Source organism: Sphingomonas sp. LR59 (genome assembly GCF_036855945.1).
Classification (GTDB): Bacteria; Pseudomonadota; Alphaproteobacteria; order Sphingomonadales; family Sphingomonadaceae; genus Sphingomonas.
Genome location: NZ_JASPFL010000001.1, coordinates 1,360,087 through 1,375,789, shown reverse-complemented (window position 1 = coordinate 1,375,789; position 15,703 = coordinate 1,360,087). Strand labels below are relative to the sequence as shown.

The 15,703-nt window shown below is 66.4% G+C and carries 12 protein-coding genes, 1 tRNA gene and 2 pseudogenes; 6 read left to right on the top strand and 9 right to left on the bottom strand.

What is annotated here, in order from left to right; genetic code table 11:
• Positions 1 to 118 precede the first annotated feature (118 nt).
• The 6 genes from QP164_RS06230 to QP164_RS06205 all read right to left on the bottom strand — a co-directional run bounded on the left by QP164_RS06230 (position 119) and on the right by QP164_RS06205 (position 3,754).
• Positions 119 to 994, bottom strand: coding sequence for a hypothetical protein (locus QP164_RS06230; protein ID WP_333922550.1), 876 nt, complete (start codon positions 992 to 994; stop codon positions 119 to 121).
• Between the two features lie 37 nt (positions 995 to 1,031).
• The gene (locus tag QP164_RS06225; RefSeq protein ID WP_333922549.1) at positions 1,032 to 1,283 is read right to left on the bottom strand and encodes a CsbD family protein; all 252 of its coding nucleotides are present in this window, start codon (positions 1,281 to 1,283) and stop codon (positions 1,032 to 1,034) included.
• Positions 1,280 to 2,797: a PAS domain S-box protein gene (locus QP164_RS06220; protein ID WP_333922548.1), complete on the bottom strand. Its 1,518-nt coding sequence runs from the start codon at positions 2,795 to 2,797 to the stop codon at positions 1,280 to 1,282. The genes QP164_RS06225 and QP164_RS06220 overlap by 4 nt, the downstream gene beginning before the upstream one ends.
• Positions 2,798 to 2,801: 4 nt before the next feature.
• Positions 2,802 to 3,167, bottom strand: a complete 366-nt coding sequence (locus QP164_RS06215) for a CsbD family protein (protein ID WP_333922547.1) — start codon at positions 3,165 to 3,167, stop codon at positions 2,802 to 2,804.
• A 211-nt stretch (positions 3,168 to 3,378) separates the two neighbouring features.
• Positions 3,379 to 3,549, bottom strand: a complete 171-nt coding sequence (locus QP164_RS06210; RefSeq protein ID WP_333922546.1) for a hypothetical protein — start codon at positions 3,547 to 3,549, stop codon at positions 3,379 to 3,381.
• A 128-nt stretch (positions 3,550 to 3,677) separates the two neighbouring features.
• Positions 3,678 to 3,754: transfer RNA gene (locus QP164_RS06205), tRNA-Arg, on the bottom strand.
• A 60-nt stretch (positions 3,755 to 3,814) separates the two neighbouring features.
• Here QP164_RS06205 and QP164_RS06200 point away from each other — a divergent pair.
• Complete coding sequence (locus QP164_RS06200; protein WP_132897048.1) at positions 3,815 to 4,582, top strand: queuosine precursor transporter; 768 nt, start codon at positions 3,815 to 3,817, stop codon at positions 4,580 to 4,582.
• 104 nt (positions 4,583 to 4,686) lie between these two features.
• Here the strand turns inward: QP164_RS06200 and purQ are convergent, their stop codons facing one another.
• From purQ to purC, 3 genes are read right to left on the bottom strand one after another with little or no spacing between them, the layout of a single operon-like run.
• Positions 4,687 to 5,355 (bottom strand): phosphoribosylformylglycinamidine synthase subunit PurQ, encoded by a 669-nt coding sequence (gene purQ, locus QP164_RS06195; RefSeq protein ID WP_333922545.1) that lies wholly within the window; start codon positions 5,353 to 5,355, stop codon positions 4,687 to 4,689.
• Positions 5,352 to 5,582: a phosphoribosylformylglycinamidine synthase subunit PurS gene (gene purS, locus QP164_RS06190; RefSeq protein WP_060527016.1), complete on the bottom strand. Its 231-nt coding sequence runs from the start codon at positions 5,580 to 5,582 to the stop codon at positions 5,352 to 5,354. Before purS ends, purQ begins: the two co-directional genes overlap by 4 nt.
• Positions 5,583 to 6,362: a phosphoribosylaminoimidazolesuccinocarboxamide synthase gene (gene purC, locus QP164_RS06185; RefSeq protein ID WP_055876188.1), complete on the bottom strand. Its 780-nt coding sequence runs from the start codon at positions 6,360 to 6,362 to the stop codon at positions 5,583 to 5,585.
• Positions 6,363 to 6,606: 244 nt separating this feature from the next.
• Here purC and QP164_RS06180 point away from each other — a divergent pair.
• From QP164_RS06180 to QP164_RS06160, 5 genes and pseudogenes are all read left to right on the top strand, one after another.
• A pseudogene (locus QP164_RS06180) lies at positions 6,607 to 8,012 on the top strand (L-serine ammonia-lyase).
• A 10-nt stretch (positions 8,013 to 8,022) separates the two neighbouring features.
• On the top strand, positions 8,023 to 10,119 hold the full coding sequence (locus QP164_RS06175; RefSeq protein WP_333922544.1) for a M3 family metallopeptidase: 2,097 nt from the start codon (positions 8,023 to 8,025) through the stop codon (positions 10,117 to 10,119).
• Entirely contained in the window at positions 10,055 to 11,116 is a 1,062-nt protein-coding gene (locus QP164_RS06170; RefSeq protein ID WP_333922543.1) for a PLP-dependent cysteine synthase family protein, read from the top strand. Before QP164_RS06175 ends, QP164_RS06170 begins: the two co-directional genes overlap by 65 nt.
• 7 nt (positions 11,117 to 11,123) lie before the next feature.
• Positions 11,124 to 14,666, top strand: a pseudogene (locus QP164_RS06165) (hydantoinase B/oxoprolinase family protein).
• Positions 14,663 to 15,652: a DUF2891 domain-containing protein gene (locus QP164_RS06160; protein ID WP_333922542.1), complete on the top strand. Its 990-nt coding sequence runs from the start codon at positions 14,663 to 14,665 to the stop codon at positions 15,650 to 15,652. The pseudogene QP164_RS06165 and the gene QP164_RS06160 overlap by 4 nt, the downstream one beginning before the upstream one ends.
• The last annotated feature ends 51 nt before the right edge of the window (positions 15,653 to 15,703 follow it).

The following is a 15,703-nucleotide window of genomic DNA, read 5'->3' as shown; positions in this document are numbered from 1 at the left end:
CCACCTCCCCCTAACGGGGAGGATTGAGAGTGATGGTCACAAAAAGGCGCTGCCGGTCGAACCGGCAGCGCCCTTTTCGTAGTGGTCGCGGCTGAGGACCCGCCGCGACCTTGCGTTCTTACACGCGGCGACGGGTCGCTGCGGTTGCGCCGAATGCAGCGGCGGCTGCACCGATCACGAGCGCGATCACGATCGTGAACGACGTCCCTGCAGCAGCACCGGCAGCCGTGTCGGTGGCCGACTTGGCGGTTGCGATCGCCTTGTTCTTGCTCTGAACGAACTGCGCCTTGGCGCGGGTCACCTGGGCCTGGGCTTCCGGACGGCTGATCTTGCGCTGCGCTGCGATGATGTCGACGATCCGGCTCTCGGCACGGGCGCCATCCTGGCCACCAGCGGCGAGCGCGGGCAGTTCCTGGGCGATTTCCTTCTGCGCCTGCTCAGGCGTCATCTGTGCGGGATCCGACGGTGCGGTCGAGAAATACTGCGCCGCTTCGTTGCGCACGTCGCTGACGTCCACACCGGCGACGTCCGCCACCTTGGGAGCCGCCGCGCCGATACCCGTGCCGGCTGCCGAGGCGACCGAACCGACGGTGCGGAAGGCGCCGCCGACGATGCCGCCGACTGCCGAGGTGAGCAGGTACAGCGTCAGGATCAGCGTGACGCCCCACACGACCAGGCCGTGGACCAGACCGTCGAAGCGGTCATGGACGCCGGCGACGCGTGCTGCGGTGTAGCCGCCTGCGCCGAGCGCGATGACCGTGGTGATCAGCCAATAGATGCCCGCGCCGATGCCGAACCCGGCTGCCCCCGGCGTCGTGCCCTCGACCGGATCGACCATGCTGAGGCCAATCCCAGTGCCGAGGATGCCGAGCACGAGCTGAACCGCGATCGCGAGGACGACGCCTGCGAAGATCGCGCCCCAGGATACGCGGGTGACGGACTTGCCGTAGCGTGCGTCTTCGGCCGGCACGTAGCCGGTGGTATTGTTGATCATAAACACTCCTGTTGAAACGAAAATCTGTCGGACGGCGTCAGTGCGCGCCGTCCTTTTGCCCCGTGCGCCTGCGTCCCGATGTCGGACGAGAAGCAGGCTTAGGCTCAGGGGAAGACTTGGTACGCGGTGGCGTCGCCTTCGCGTCGGCCCCATCGGCCTCGCGCGCGCCGGCTTCGCTTTCGCTGGCGCCGCGCTGCGTGACACTGGTATCGCCGATCAGCTTGCCGATCGCCTCCTGCACGGAGCCCTTGGCCTGCCGCGCGCGGCCCTTGTCGGTGTCGCGAGTCATGCGGCGACCTCCTTGATATTGGGAATGACGACCGAGTCCCCGTCGAACCCGCGTGCACGCGCCCAGGCCGCGGCGGCGTTGCGACGGTTGACGCCGATCTTCGAATAGATCCGCGCGACATGGTTGCGCACGGTGTTGGCCGAGACGTCGAGCGTCCGTGCGATCGACTTGTCGTCCAGCCCGCGGCAGATCAGCGCCAGCACCTCGCGCTCGCGCTGCGTCAGTTCGCCGAGACCGACACCGGTCGTTTCGGCTTGCGGGGTACGGATCCGCGCGAGCTTCTCCATGATCGAGCGGCTGAGCCAGCTTGTATCCTGCATCACCGCCTCGATCGCGTTGACGAGTTCGCGCTCCGACGTTTTCCGCGTGGTGATGTCGCGCATCGCCCACAGCACGCACTTCTCGTTCTCAAGCATGATCGGCTCGGTCGAGACGATGCCGTCGATCACCGTGCCATCCTTCAGCTTGATCCGGACCTCACGATCGCGGATCGGGCGACCTGCCGCGATCTCGTCCTCGAGTTCGTGACGTTGTGCCGCAGTTTCCCATAATTCGACATCGCCGAGCGGCGTGTCGGTGATGTCCGATGAGGCATAGCCGGTCAGTTCGGTGAACGCCGCGTTGACGTCGCACAGACGGTGACCGTCGAGCGTGCCGATCGCCAGCGCGACGGGGGCGAGCGAGAAGGTCCGCATGAAGCGTTCCTCGCTCTGGCGCAGCGCGGTCTCGGCCTTTCGACGCGGCTCGAGATCGGCGAAGGTGAACAGCATGCAGGGCTGATCGCCCATTTCGATCGGCTGACCCGCGACGATCACCAGCTTCGACGTGCCGTCCGGCAGCGCCAGTTCGGCCTCCATCTGCGGGATCGTCCGACCCTCGGCAAGGCGCTCCTTGGCCAGATCGCGTTGCTCGGCGCGTTCGAGCACGTCGATGTCGTACACCGTCCGCGCAAGCACGACCTCGCGCGCGTGCCCGGTCATGTCGACGAACCCCTGGTTCACCTTCACGAACCGCAGATCGCATAGGCGACAGATGACCGCAGGCGCGGGGTTGGCGTTGAACGACTGTTCGAAGCGATCCTCCGCCTCGAACCGTGCTGAAACGTCCTGGATGATCATCACCAGGCATTCGGGCTCGTCATGATCGTCGGTCAGGACCAGGCTGCGAACCTGATGGACCCAACGCGGTTCCGCTTCGCCCGCGACCGCCACCTCGACGACCACCTCCGAAAATGCCTCGCCGGAAACGACGCGTTCGATCGGATAGTCGGCGTTATCGAGGCGGTGGTTGTTGCGATACCGCAGCTGAAACCGGTCGCGATACTCGTCGACCGTCTCACCGAGCTCGGCCATCGACTCGACCCCGTGCATCCCAAGGGCGGCAGTGTTCGCCCACAGGATGCTCTGATCGGGATCGATCAGGATGACGCCCTCGTCGAGCCCTGCGATGATCTGACGCAAATGCATCAGATCGGCAGAGTCGCGCAGCGATTTCAAGGCGGTCCGGGTCGACAAGGTCTCAGTCGCGCGAACCGTGGACGAGCCAGGCGAGGCCGTAACCGACTGCCGCTGCGCCGAGCGCCCAAAGCAATGGTGCATCCTTGGCAGAGTCCTGTGCGGTCTGCGCACCGCGGCGTGCGACATCCGCAGCGCGATCGGCGACGTCACGCGCGTCATGGCTCAGCTTGTCGGCGAGCTCGGGTGCGCCGTCGACGATATCGCCAACTGCCGACTTGGCGCGACCGTAGAGGTTCTGCGCGCCACCAGCGACTTGATCGACGACACCATCGACCTGCCAGTCCCGGCTGCCGACCACATCGCCCGCGCCCTTTTCGACCTTGCCGCCGACATAGCGCGCGCCGCCTTGGAATTCGTCCTTGTTCATGGTCATTACCTTTGCTTGAGGTCTCGCCGACGTACGCCAGCGATCTCGTCGCGATTGGCGCGACGAGTGCCGATGACGGACTGCCGATAGAGCTTCGTCAAATCTTGCCAGGACCGGTCGCATCGATACGTCCGGTGTGGACGGATAAACCCCGTCCCGGTCACTAGGTTCCTGGTATTTCTAACGAATTTCCTAAGCGGAATGTACCAGCTCAGGACAATGCACGGGCGTGATACAGCTTCGCAAAGCGCAAATGGATCGATCGCGTACTGTCGTCGGTGGCCATTTGCGCACGATGTTCGTGCCACTGCGCGCGGCTCGAGAAATAGGGCTTGTCACCCTCGCCGACGGATTGGGTGTAGTTGGTCTCGTCTAGCGTCACGCTTGGCATCCATCGCAATGTTGCGCCTTTATACCCGGCCTGACACGCAGCGCGTGATCGGGAAGGACTAGACCATAGGGTGTTTTGGACAGTCCCGCAGACCATCGTGCCAACTTGCGAAAGGCGATTGGCGCGCCCGGAGGGGTTCGAACCCCCGACCGAGGAGGTAGAAGCTCCTTGCTCTATCCAGCTGAGCTACGGGCGCGCGCTACGGCGACGACTAGCCCGGATTGTGCGGGCTTGGAACCTCGATCATAACGCGCGAATGGAAAATGGAACGGGCATTGGGAATGCGCGCGAGCGGGGGCTCGAACCGGTCGACGCGAATGCGGTCGGCGGCACGCACTTTCGCTATTTCGATTTCGTGATGGCGGCGTTCGTCACGATCCTGCTGCTGTCGAACGTGATTGGCGCGGGTAAGCGTGCGGTGATCGACCTGCCGTTCATCGGCGCATGGCCGTTCGGCGCGGGCATACTCTTCTTCCCGGTCAGCTATGTGATCGGCGACGTCCTGACCGAGGTGTACGGGTACGCGCGGGCGCGCCGCTGTATCTGGGCAGGGTTTGGCGCGATGTTGTTCATGGTGTTCATGTCGGCGGTGGTCGTCGCCTTGCCGCCCGACAAGGGGTGGACGGGGCAGGCGGCGTACGAGTCCGTCTTCGGTCAAGTGCCGCGGATCGTGTTCGCGTCGATCTGCGCGTTCTGGGTCGGCGAATTCGCAAACAGCTTCGTGCTCGCGCGGATGAAGATCTGGACGCAAGGGCGGATGCTGTGGACCCGGACGATCGGCAGCACCGTGGTCGGGCAGGCGTTCGACAGCCTGATCTTCTACCCGCTCGCGTTTTATGGCGCACCGGACTGGCCCGTCGAGGCGATGCTGATGGTGATGGTCAGCCAGTTCTTGCTGAAGGTGTCATGGGAGGTGCTGCTGACGCCGCTGACGTATGTGGCGGTGGGGTGGCTGAAGCGGCGCGAAGGGGTGGATGTGTACGACCGGGGGACGGACTTCTCGCCGTTCCGGACTCGGGTTTGAGGGCTTATCCCGCCTTCCTGTTCTCCCGCGAAGGCGGGAGTCCAGGGTTACAGGCGCTGAGGGTGGTATCCTGGACCCCGCTTTCGCGGGGGAACGGGTAGTGGTCAGGCGCTGACCGCCTCCAGCAGACCTTCGAACAGACGCCGGCCATCGGTGCCGCCGTGCGCCGCTTCGATGCGACGCTCCGGATGCGGCATCATGCCGAGCACGTTGCCCTTGTCGTTCAACAACCCGGCGATGTTGCGTGCCGAGCCGTTGACGCTCTCCGCATAACGGAACGCGACGCGGTCTTCGCCTTCGAGGCGGTCCAGCGTCTCGGTGTCGGCGAAGTAGTTGCCGTCGTGATGCGCGACTGGGAAGGACACGCGTTCGCCGGCCGTATAGCCTGACGTGAAGGTCGAGCTGCCGGTCTCCACGGTCAGAGCGACATCGCGACATACGAAGTTCAGGCCCTCGTTGCGCATCAGCGCACCCGGGAGGAGACCTGCTTCGGTCAGCACCTGGAAGCCGTTGCAGATGCCGAGCACGGGCAGACCCTTGCCTGCCTGCTCGACGACCGCGCGCATGATCGGCGACCGTGCCGCGATCGCGCCCGAGCGAAGGTAATCGCCGTAGGAGAAGCCGCCAGGTACCGCGACCAGGCCAACATCCGCCGGCAAGTCCGCATCACCGTGCCAGACCATGAGCGGCTTGACGCCGGTCACCGCCTCCAGCGCGACGGCGATGTCGCGGTCGCAGTTGGAGCCCGGAAAGACGATGACGGCGGTCTTCATGCGCGCTCGACCCGATAGTTCTCGATCACCGTGTTGGCGAGCAGCTTGCGGCACATGCCGTCGATCGTCGCGTCGTCGGTATCGTCGGCGACTTCCAACTCGATCAGCTTGCCCTGGCGGACGTCCTGGACGCCCTCGAAGCCGAGGCTGCCGAGTGCGTGGTGGATCGCCCGGCCCTGCGGATCGAGCACGCCGGGCTTCAATGTCACGAAAACCTTGAGTTTCATTTACTTGCCCCGGTTCTTGCGATGCTTTTCGAGGTCGAGGACCGAATTGTCGCCACCCTCGGGCAACAGGCCAAGACGGCGTGCAACCTCTTGATAGGCCTCGACTTCGCCGCCGAGATCGCGACGGAAGCGGTCCTTGTCCATCTTCTCGTTGGTTTCCATGTCCCACAGACGGCAGCCATCGGGGCTGATCTCGTCAGCAAGAATGATGCGGCCGAAGTCGTTGTCGAAGATGCGGCCGAATTCGAGCTTGAAGTCGACGAGGCGGATGCCGACGCCGGCGAACAGCCCGCACAGGAAATCGTTCACGCGGATCGCGAGGTCGGCGATGTCGTGCATTTCCTCCTGGCTCGCCCAGCCGAACGCGGCGATGTGTTCGTCGGAGATCATCGGGTCGCCGAGCGCATCGTCCTTGTAGTAATATTCGATGATCGTGCGGGGCAGCTTGGTGCCCTCCTCGATCCCGAGCCGCGTCGAGATCGAGCCCGCTGCGACGTTGCGCACGACGACTTCGATCGGGACGATCTCGACTTGCCGGATCAGCTGCTCGCGCATGTTGAGCCGGCGGATGAAGTGCGTCGGCACGCCGATATGATCGAGCAGCGTAAAGATGTGCTCGGAAATCCGGTTGTTGAGCACGCCCTTGCCGTTGATCGTGCCCTTTTTCTGGGCATTGAACGCGGTCGCGTCGTCCTTGAAATACTGGATCAGCGTGCCTGGCTCGGGACCCTCGTAGAGGATCTTGGCCTTGCCTTCGTAGATCTGGCGGCGGCGAGCCATGCGCGGTCCCCTGGAAATCGAGCGATGAAAATCGAGCGGCCCCAGCCTACGCGATATACACCGCGAAGCCGAGGCCGGAATAGGCCGCGCCTATAGGCGAAGGGTGCGAGGGGTGCAATCGGATCGGTGCGGTGAGGCGAAACCTATTGTCGGGCGGCAATTGTCGGCACGGCCGTACGGGCAAGAGAGGCGGTTGCGCGCTCGCTGCTTTCCTCCGTGCAACCAAGACGATAGGAGCGCTCGGATGGAGCCACTCACTCGCGATCGCCAAGACGAACAGACGCGCGCTCGCCCGGATTGCCACCAGGCGATCAGCATCCTCGATCTGTTCACGATCGGGATCGGGCCGTCGAGTTCGCATACCGTCGGGCCAATGCGTGCGGCGTGGCTGTTTGCCGATCTGGTCGCGGACGAGCAGCCGGTGGCGGTGCGCGTCGACCTGTATGGTTCGCTGGCGCTGACCGGGCGCGGGCATGCGACCGACAGTGCGGTTATGTTGGGCCTGAGTGGCGCGCAGCCCGAGACGATCGATCCCGACCTGATCCCGGTGCGCCTCGCGGCGATCCGGTCGAGCGGGCGGCTTATGCTGGCCGAGCGGGTCGAGATCGGGTTCGAGGAGAGCCAGCATCTGCTGTTCCATGCGCAGACCTTCCTGCCGGGGCATCCCAATGCGGTGACCTTCACCGCCTCGTTTGGGGACGGGCGCAGCGTCGAGCGGACCTATTTCTCGATCGGTGGCGGGGCGATCGTCGAGGCGGGCTCGGGGCCGGTCAAGGCGAACATCCTGTTGCCGCGGCCGTTCTCGTCGGGGGCGGAGTTGCTTGCGACGGGCGACGCGACGGGGATGACGATCGCCGACATCGTCCGCGAGAACGAGATCGCGTGGCGGCCGGAGAGCGAGACCGATGCGTTCCTCGATGCCGTCCGCGCGGCCATGTTCGCGTCGATCGATCGCGGGTGTCGGCAGGGCGGCATACTGCCGGGAGGGCTTAAGGTGCCGCGTCGCGCGAAGGCGTTGTTCGAGGGGTTGCAGGCGCGCGATACCGCGGCGGATCCGTCCGCGGTGTTCGAGTGGGTCAGCCTGTATGCGCTCGCGGTGAACGAGGAGAACGCCGCGGGGGCCGCGTCGTTACCGCGCCGACCAACGGCGCGGCGGGCGTGTTGCCGGCGGTGCTGCGTTTCTACGAGACGTTTACCAAGGATCCGACGCCGAAGGGCGCGCATGATTTCCTGCTGACCGCGGCGGCGATCGGGTTTCTGTACAAGAAGCGCGCGTCGATCTCCGCGGCGGAGATGGGGTGCCAGGGTGAGGTCGGCGTCGCGTGCTCGATGGCGGCGGGCGCGCTGGTCGCGGCGCTCGGCGGGACCAACGAACAGATCGAGAATGCCGCCGAGATCGGCATGGAGCATAATCTCGGCCTCACCTGCGATCCAATCGGCGGCTTGGTCCAGATCCCCTGCATCGAGCGCAACACGATGGGTGCGATCAAGGCGATCAACGCCGCGTATCTGGCGCTGCGGGGGGACGGTCGCCATATCGTCAGCCTCGATGCGGTGATCGAGACGATGCGCCAGACCGGTGAGGACATGCGCTCGCAATATAAGGAGACGTCGCTTGGTGGCCTGGCCGTCAACGTCGTCGAATGCTGAAGGATTTCCCATGACTGCCCCGACGAACCCGCTTCTCGATACGCTGTCGCTGCCCCGTTTCGCCGAGCTGTCGCCCGACCAGATCGCGCCTGCGCTCGACGAGGCGATCGCGCGGCATGAGGCGATGGTCGAGGCGCTGACCACTGCGCGGCCGGCCGATTTCGCGGGGGCGTGGCTGCCGTACGAGCGCGCAAATACCGAGATCGGCGCGATCTGGTCGGCGGTGTCGCATCTGCACGGCGTCGCGGACACGCCCGAACTGCGCGCGGCGTATTCGGAAGGGCAGAAGCGGCTCGTCGAGAACGACATGAAGGTCGGGCAGAACCGCGATCTGTACGAGGTGTTCGTGGCGTTGAGCGTATCGCCCGAGTTTGCCAACCTGGCGACCGAGGACCGGGTCGCGGTGGAGCAGGCGATCCGCGACTTTACGCTGTCGGGCGTGGCGCTGGAACCCGAGGCGCGCGACCGGTTCAGCGAGATTTCGGTCGAGCTGTCGGGGTTGTCGAACGAGTTCGGCAGCGCAGTGCTCGACGCGACCGACGCGTGGTCGGAGCTGGTGACGGACGAGGCGGATCTCGCGGGGATCTCCGACGCGGACAAGGCGATGTTCGCGGATGCGGCCAAGGCGAAGGGGCAGGCCGGCTGGTTGGTCACCCTGCAACAGCCGAGCGTCAACGCGTTGCTGACCTTCGCCGAGAACCGCGAGTTGCGCGCGCGCATGTACCGCGCGTTCGCGACGCGCGCGTCGGACCAGGGACCGAACGCGGGCGAGTTCGACAACAGCGCGCGGATCGCGCGGATCCTCGAACTGCGGCATGAGGGCGCCAAGCTGCTCGGCTTCACCGATCCGGTCGCGTGGTCGCTGGAGACCAAGATGGCCCCCAATGGAGCCGAGGTGATCGCGTTCCTGCGCGATCTGGCGCGTCGGGCGAAGCCGGCGGCCGAGCGCGACCTGGCCGAACTGAAGACGTTTGCCGCCGAGCAGCTCGGGATCGCCGATTTCGAGCCGTGGGATGCGGGCTTCGTGTCGAACCGGTTGCGGCAGGATCGCTATGCGGTCGATGCGCAGGTGGTGAAGGCGTATTTCCCGGTCGAGCGGGTGATGGAGGGTTGGCAGACGCTGATGCGGCGGCTGTTCGGGATCAAGCTGGTCGAGCGCGACGACGTGTCGCTGTATCACGAGGACGCGCGGTTCTTCGACGTGGTGGACGAGAGCGGGACGGTGTTCGCCGGGCTGTATCTCGACCTCCACGCACGCACCGGCAAGCGTGGCGGCGCGTGGATGGCGCAGGCGCGGGCGCGGTTGCACGACGGCAATACCGTGACGGTGCCGGTCGCGTATCTCGTCTGCAACTTCGCGCCGGATGGTGGCGAGACGCCGTCGCTGCTGAGCCACAACGACGTGACCACGCTGCTGCACGAGACCGGGCACTGCATCCACCTGCTCTTCACCAAGGTGAACCGGCCGAGCATCGCCGGCACCAATGGCTTCGAATGGGACGCGATCGAGCTGCCGAGCCAGCTGATGGAGGATTTCGCCTGGGACAAGGACGTGCTGACCGGCATGTCCGGCCACTACAAGACCGGCGAGAAACTCCCCGCTGACCTGTTCGAGCGGATGGTGAAGGCGCGGCATTTCCAGGCGGGGATGTTCATCCTGCGCCAGGTCGAGTTCGCGCTGTTCGACCTGCTGCTGCATCTCGGCACGATGGGCAGCGATCCGATCGAGGTGATCGAGGCGGTGCGCGACGAGGTGGCGGTGATCCGCCCGCCCGCATGGCACCGCTTCCCGCACGCGTTCAGCCACATTTTCGCGGGCGGCTATGCGTCGGGCTATTATAGCTATCTCTATGCCGAGTTGCTGGCGGCGGACGGCTTCGAGGCATTTGCGGAGGCTGGCCTCGTCGATCGCAAGACCGGCGACCGGTTCCGGGAGGAAGTGCTCGCGCGCGGGGCGACGCGGCCGGCGGCGGAGAGCTTCCGCGCGTTCCGGGGCGTGACCCCGAGCCGACCGCGATGCTGGTCCGTCACGGGCTGCAAGGGTGACGAAGCGCGTCGACCGACGCTGGTTGTCGGAGGCGGTGCGGCGGATCGAGGCGGACTATAACCGGTCCGCCGACACGCACCTGATCCGCGTCGATATGCCGCGGTACCCCGGTATCGTGCTGTACCTGAAGGACGAGAGCTCGCATCCGACCGGCAGCCTCAAGCACCGACTCGCGCGGTCGCTGTTCCTGTACGCGCTATGCAACGAATGGATCGGGCCGGAGACGACGGTGATCGAATCCTCGTCGGGATCGACCGCGGTGTCGGAGGCGTATTTCGCCAGGATGCTGGGGCTGCGCTTCATCGCGGTGGTGCCCGCGACAACTGCCAAACCCAAGCTCGACGCGATCCGCTTTCACGGCGGCGAGATCCACATGGTCGACGATCCGCGCACCGTCTACGCGGTCTCGCACCGGCTCGCGGCCGAAACCGGCGGGCATTATCTCGACCAGTTCACCTATGCCGAGCGCGCGACCGACTGGCGCGGCAACAACAACATCGCCGAGAGCATCTTCGCGCAGATGGCCGAGGAGGAGCATCCGTGCCCGTCCTGGATCGTCTGCGGCGCGGGGACGGGGGGCACGTCGGCGACGATCGGGCGGTTCATCCGATACTGCCGGCACGACACCAAATTGTGCGTCGCGGACCCGGTGCACTCGGTGTTCCACCGGCATTTCGAGGACCGCTCGGTGGTCGCGTTGCCCGAGGGGTGCGCGTCGCGGATCGAGGGGATCGGGCGGCCTCGCGTCGAGCCGAGCTTCGTGCCGAGCGTCATCGACCGGATGATCGCGGTCGAGGACGCCGATAGCATCGGTGCGATGCGCGCGCTGTCCGACCGGCTCGGCCGGCGCGTCGGCGGCTCGACCGGGACCAACCTCTGGGCGTGCGCGCAGATCGTCGAGGAGATGGCGGCGGCGGGTGAAACGGGCAGCATCGTCACGCTGTTGTGCGATGGCGGCGACCGCTATGGCTGCACCTATTACGATGACGCGTGGCTCGACGATCGCGGGGTCGCGTGGACCGGGGCAGCGGCGCGGATGACGCAATTTCTGGGCTGAGTAACCGATGACCACATGGCAGTTCTGGATCGATCGCGGCGGCACGTTCACCGACGTCGTCGCGCGGCAGCCCGACGGGCGGATCGTCACCGCCAAGCTGTTGTCGGAAGATCCCGAGCGCTATGACGACGCGGCGGTCGAGGCGATTCGGCGGCTGACCGACGGGGCGGACGTGCCGCTGGAACTGCGGATCGGCACGACGGTGGCGACCAACGCGCTGCTGGAGCGCAAGGGCGAACCGACGTGTCTCGCGATCACCCGCGGGTTCGGCGATGCGCTGTTGATCGGCCACCAGGAGCGGTCTGACATTTTCGCGCGCGACGTGAACCGTCCGCCACCGCTGTTCGCGCATGTCGTGGAGATCGATGAGCGGGTCGGCGCGGAGGGCGAAGTGCTCCGGCCGCTCGACGTCGATGCGGCGTGCGCGGGCTTGCAAGCAGCGTTCGAGAGCGGGCTGCGCGCGGTCGCGATTGTTCTTGTGCACGGCTATCGCTTCACCGCGCACGAGGAGGCGCTGGCGGTAGTCGCGGCCGAGATCGGCTACACCCAAATTTCGGTCAGCCACCGCGTCGCGCCATTGATCAAGCTGATCGGGCGCGGCGATACGACCGTCGTCGACGCGTATCTGTCGCCGGTCGTCGATCGCTATGTCGCAGGCTTGAGCGACGCGTTGGGGCAGGGCGCGCTGTTCATGCAGTCGTCGGGCGGGCTGGTCGACGGCGCAGGCTTTCGCGGCAAGGACGCGATCTTGTCGGGTCCGGCGGGCGGCATCGTCGGCATGGCCGCGACCGCGCGCGAGGCGGGCTTCGAACAGATCATCGGTTTCGACATGGGCGGCACCTCGACCGATGTGTCGCACTACGCCGGGACGTACGAACGCGACACCGAGACGCTGATCGCCGGCGCCCGCATCCGGGCGCCGATGCTGCGGATCCACACCGTCGCGGCAGGCGGCGGCTCGATCTGCCGGTTCGATGGCGACCGGTTGATCGTCGGCCCCGAGAGCGCAGGCGCGGTGCCGGGGCCGGCGTGTTACCGCCGCGGCGGGCCGCTGACCGTGACAGACTGCAACGTGATGCTGGGGAAAGTGCGCCCCGAATTCTTCCCTGCGCTGTTCGGACCGGCAGGCAACCAACTTCTCGATGCCGAAGCGGTGGTCGCCCGGTTCGCGGAGTTGACGCTCGATCCGCAGGTCGCCGCCGAAGGGTTCGTCGCGGTCGCGGTGGCGAACATGGCGAACGCGATCCGGACGATTTCCGTCGCGCGGGGGCACGACGTGACGCGTTATACGCTGGCGTGCTTCGGTGGAGCCGGGGGCAACATGCGTGCCTTGTTGCCGATGCGCTGGCGATGGACCGGGTGATGATCCATCCGCTCGCCGGCGTGCTGTCGGCGTACGGCATGGGGCTGGCCGATCGCCGCGTGCTCCGCGAGGCGACCTCGGGTGCTGCGTTCGCGAATTACGCTGAGATCGCCGCTGCGTTGGACGAGCTAGCGGAGGCTGCCCGTGAAGCACTGGTCGCGCAGGGCGTCACGGCGGACGAGGTCCGGATCGAACGCCGCGTGCATCTCCGCCGAGGCCAGACCGACCACACGATCGAACTCGATCTCGCCGACCCGGCAGCGATGATCGCCGCGTTCGATGCCGCACACATCGCCCAGTTCGGTTTCGCCAGCGAAGCGCCGCTGATCGCCGACCGGATCGTCGCCGAGGCGATCGCCGCGAGCCCGCCGTTCGATGCCGCACTGGTCGCCTTTCCCGAAGAGCCAGCCGCGCCGCTGTCCGTCGCCCCCGTCTATATGGCCGGTGCATGGCACGACACACCGGTGCTTGCGCGTGAAGGCCTCCCTGCCGGACACGCCATCGACGGCCCCGCGCTGATCCTCGACAGCGTCTCGACCACCATCGTTGAGCCCGGCTGGCGCGCGCGCGTCGATCCGATCGGCAATCTGATCCTCGACCGCATCGGCCCCCGTGTCGGCGCGAGCATCGGCACCGAATCCGATCCGGTCCGGCTGGCGATCTTCGCCGGTCTGTTCATGAGCATCGCCGAGGAGATGGGCGCCGCCCTCCAGCGCTCCGCGGCGTCGGTCAACATCCGCGAGCGGCTCGACTTCAGCTGCGCGCTGTTCGACGCGCACGGCAACCTTGTCGCCAACGCCCCGCACATCCCGGTCCATCTGGGCTCGATGGGCGAAAGCATCCGCACGATCATCGACGCACGAGGCGGCGGCGCAGACGGCCGCGGTATCCGCCGCGGCGACGCCTACGCGCTCAACGCGCCGTATCGTGGCGGTACGCACCTGCCTGATATCACCGTCATCATGCCGGTTTTCGCGGATGACGGCGATGCACCCGCGTTCTTCGTAGCCGCCCGCGGCCATCACGCGGACGTCGGCGGCATCACCCCAGGATCGATGCCGCCCGAAAGCCGCTCGGTCGAGGAAGAGGGCGTGCTGCTCGACGACGTGCTGGTGGTCGACGAAGGGCGCTTCCTCGAAGCAGAACTGCGCGCTGTATTCGCGAGCGGCGCCCATCCCGCGCGCAACATCGACCAGAACATCGCCGATCTCGCCGCGCAGTTGGCTGCCTGTACGCGCGGCGCGACCGGTCTCACGCGCCTGGCTGACGAGTACGGCACCGACGTCGTCGCTGCGTATATGGAGCACGTCCAGGCCAACGCCGACGCCGCCGTCCGCCGCCTGATCGCAACGCTCGACGACGGCGCGTTCGCCTACGAGATGGACGACGGCGCCGTCGTTCGCGTGGCGGTCCGCGTCGATCGCGATGCCGCGACGATGGAGGTCGACTTCGCCGGCACCAGTGAACAGCGCCCGACCAACTTCAACGCTCCCGTCTCGATCGTCCGCGCGGCCGTGCTCTACGTCGTCCGCGCGCTGATCGACGAGGCGGTACCGCTCAACGACGGCTGCCTGCGCGGCGTGACGATCCGCGTGCCCGAAGGCTCGATGCTCAACCCGCGCTATCCGGCCGCCGTCGTCGCGGGCAACGTCGAGACCAGCCAGGTCGTCACCGACGCGCTGTTCGGCGCGCTCGGCGCGATGGCGGCGAGCCAGGGGACGATGAACAACTTCACCTTCGGCAACGCCGTGCACCAATATTACGAGACGATCGCTGGCGGCGCGGGCGCGGGCCCAGGCTTCGACGGCGCGTCGGTGATCCAGACGCACATGACCAACAGCCGGCTGACCGATCCGGAAATCTTCGAAACGCGTTTCCCCGTGCTGCTGGAAGAATTCTCGATCCGCCGCGGCTCGGGCGGGGCAGGCGCGCATCACGGCGGCGACGGGGCAACGCGGCGCGTGCGCTTCCTCGAAGACATGACCGCCTGCATCCTCGCCAATCGCCGCCGCGTCGCGCCATTCGGCATGGCGGGCGGTGCAAGCGGCGGGCTGGGCTCGGCGACCGTCGAGCGCGCGGATGGCAGCGTCGAGCCGCGCGGCTCCACCGCCAAGGTCGACATGAAAGCTGGCGACGTATTCGTCATCGAGAACGCCCGGCGGCGGCGGGTTTGGGAGAGACGAATGACACACGGCATCGATCAGGCGACGGCGGCGCGGTTCGCGACGCTGACACTGGGGCATCTGACCCGCGAATGGCCGTACAAACTCGACCAGACGCTGGGTGGTCCCGGCGACCTTGCCTTGCCCAAGACGCTGCATCCGATCTTTCACGGCAGTTTCGACTGGCATAGTTGCGTACACGGCTGGTGGCAGGTGATGCGGCTCGCACGCCTGTACCCGGCCATGCCCGAGGCGGTGGCGATCGAGGCGCTGGCGGACCGGATGCTCGTGCCGGCGTTGGCGGCAGGCGAACTCGCCTATCTGGCAAGGCCGACGACGGGAAGTTTTGAGCGCCCTTATGGCTGGGGCTGGTTGCTCGCGTTGCATGACGAACTGGCGCTTCGGACCGATCATTCCTGGGCGGCCGCGCTCGCGCCGCTCGCACGCGCATTCGCCGCCCGGTTCGCCGAGTATCTGCCGAAGCTTATTTATCCGGTACGCAGCGGCAAGCATGACTGCACGGCATTTGCGCTGGTCCACGCGCTACGCTGGGCGCGTACGCATGACGCGGCGCTCGTGGCGTTGATCGAAACGCGTGCGCGCGATTGGTTCGGGGCGGATCGCGCGTGCCAACCGTGGGAGCCAAGCGGTGAGGATTTCTTGTCCGCGACGTTGTGCGAAGCGGTGCTGATGCGCGAGGTGCTCGGTGCCGACTTCACGGCGTGGCTGACCGCATTCATGCCCGATCCGTTCGGCGCGGCAACCACATGCCTGCGGACGCCGGCGATCGTCAGTGATCGCTCGGATGGAAGGCTCGCACATCTCGACGGCGTGAATTTGTCACGCGCATGGGGGTGGCGGTCGATTGCCAAGGCACTACCCGACCCGAAGCGGGCGTGGTTGGTGGCGGACGATCACCTCGCCGAGGCGCTGCCGCATCTTGCCGACGATTATATGGGTGAACACTGGCTGGCGACGTTCGCCCTCCTCGCCCTCGATGCCGAATCATAAGACGATACCGGACCTCGCGATGGCTTTGTATCGTTACGCACCCGAAATGGA

What these genes read in the sequence shown, in the direction of transcription:
- purS (WP_060527016.1), bottom strand. Translation starts at nt 5,582, where the DNA reads ATGAAACTCAAGGTTTTCGTGACATTGAAGCCCGGCGTGCTCGATCCG.
- purC (WP_055876188.1), bottom strand. Translation starts at nt 6,362, where the DNA reads ATGGCTCGCCGCCGCCAGATCTACGAAGGCAAGGCCAAGATCCTCTAC.
- QP164_RS06160 (WP_333922542.1), top strand. Translation starts at nt 14,663, where the DNA reads ATGACACACGGCATCGATCAGGCGACGGCGGCGCGGTTCGCGACGCTG.
- purQ (WP_333922545.1), bottom strand. Translation starts at nt 5,355, where the DNA reads ATGAAGACCGCCGTCATCGTCTTTCCGGGCTCCAACTGCGACCGCGAC.
- QP164_RS06225 (WP_333922549.1), bottom strand. Translation starts at nt 1,283, where the DNA reads ATGACTCGCGACACCGACAAGGGCCGCGCGCGGCAGGCCAAGGGCTCC.
- QP164_RS06230 (WP_333922550.1), bottom strand. Translation starts at nt 994, where the DNA reads ATGATCAACAATACCACCGGCTACGTGCCGGCCGAAGACGCACGCTAC.
- QP164_RS06215 (WP_333922547.1), bottom strand. Translation starts at nt 3,167, where the DNA reads ATGAACAAGGACGAATTCCAAGGCGGCGCGCGCTATGTCGGCGGCAAG.
- QP164_RS06200 (WP_132897048.1), top strand. Translation starts at nt 3,815, where the DNA reads ATGGAAAATGGAACGGGCATTGGGAATGCGCGCGAGCGGGGGCTCGAA.
- QP164_RS06175 (WP_333922544.1), top strand. Translation starts at nt 8,023, where the DNA reads ATGACTGCCCCGACGAACCCGCTTCTCGATACGCTGTCGCTGCCCCGT.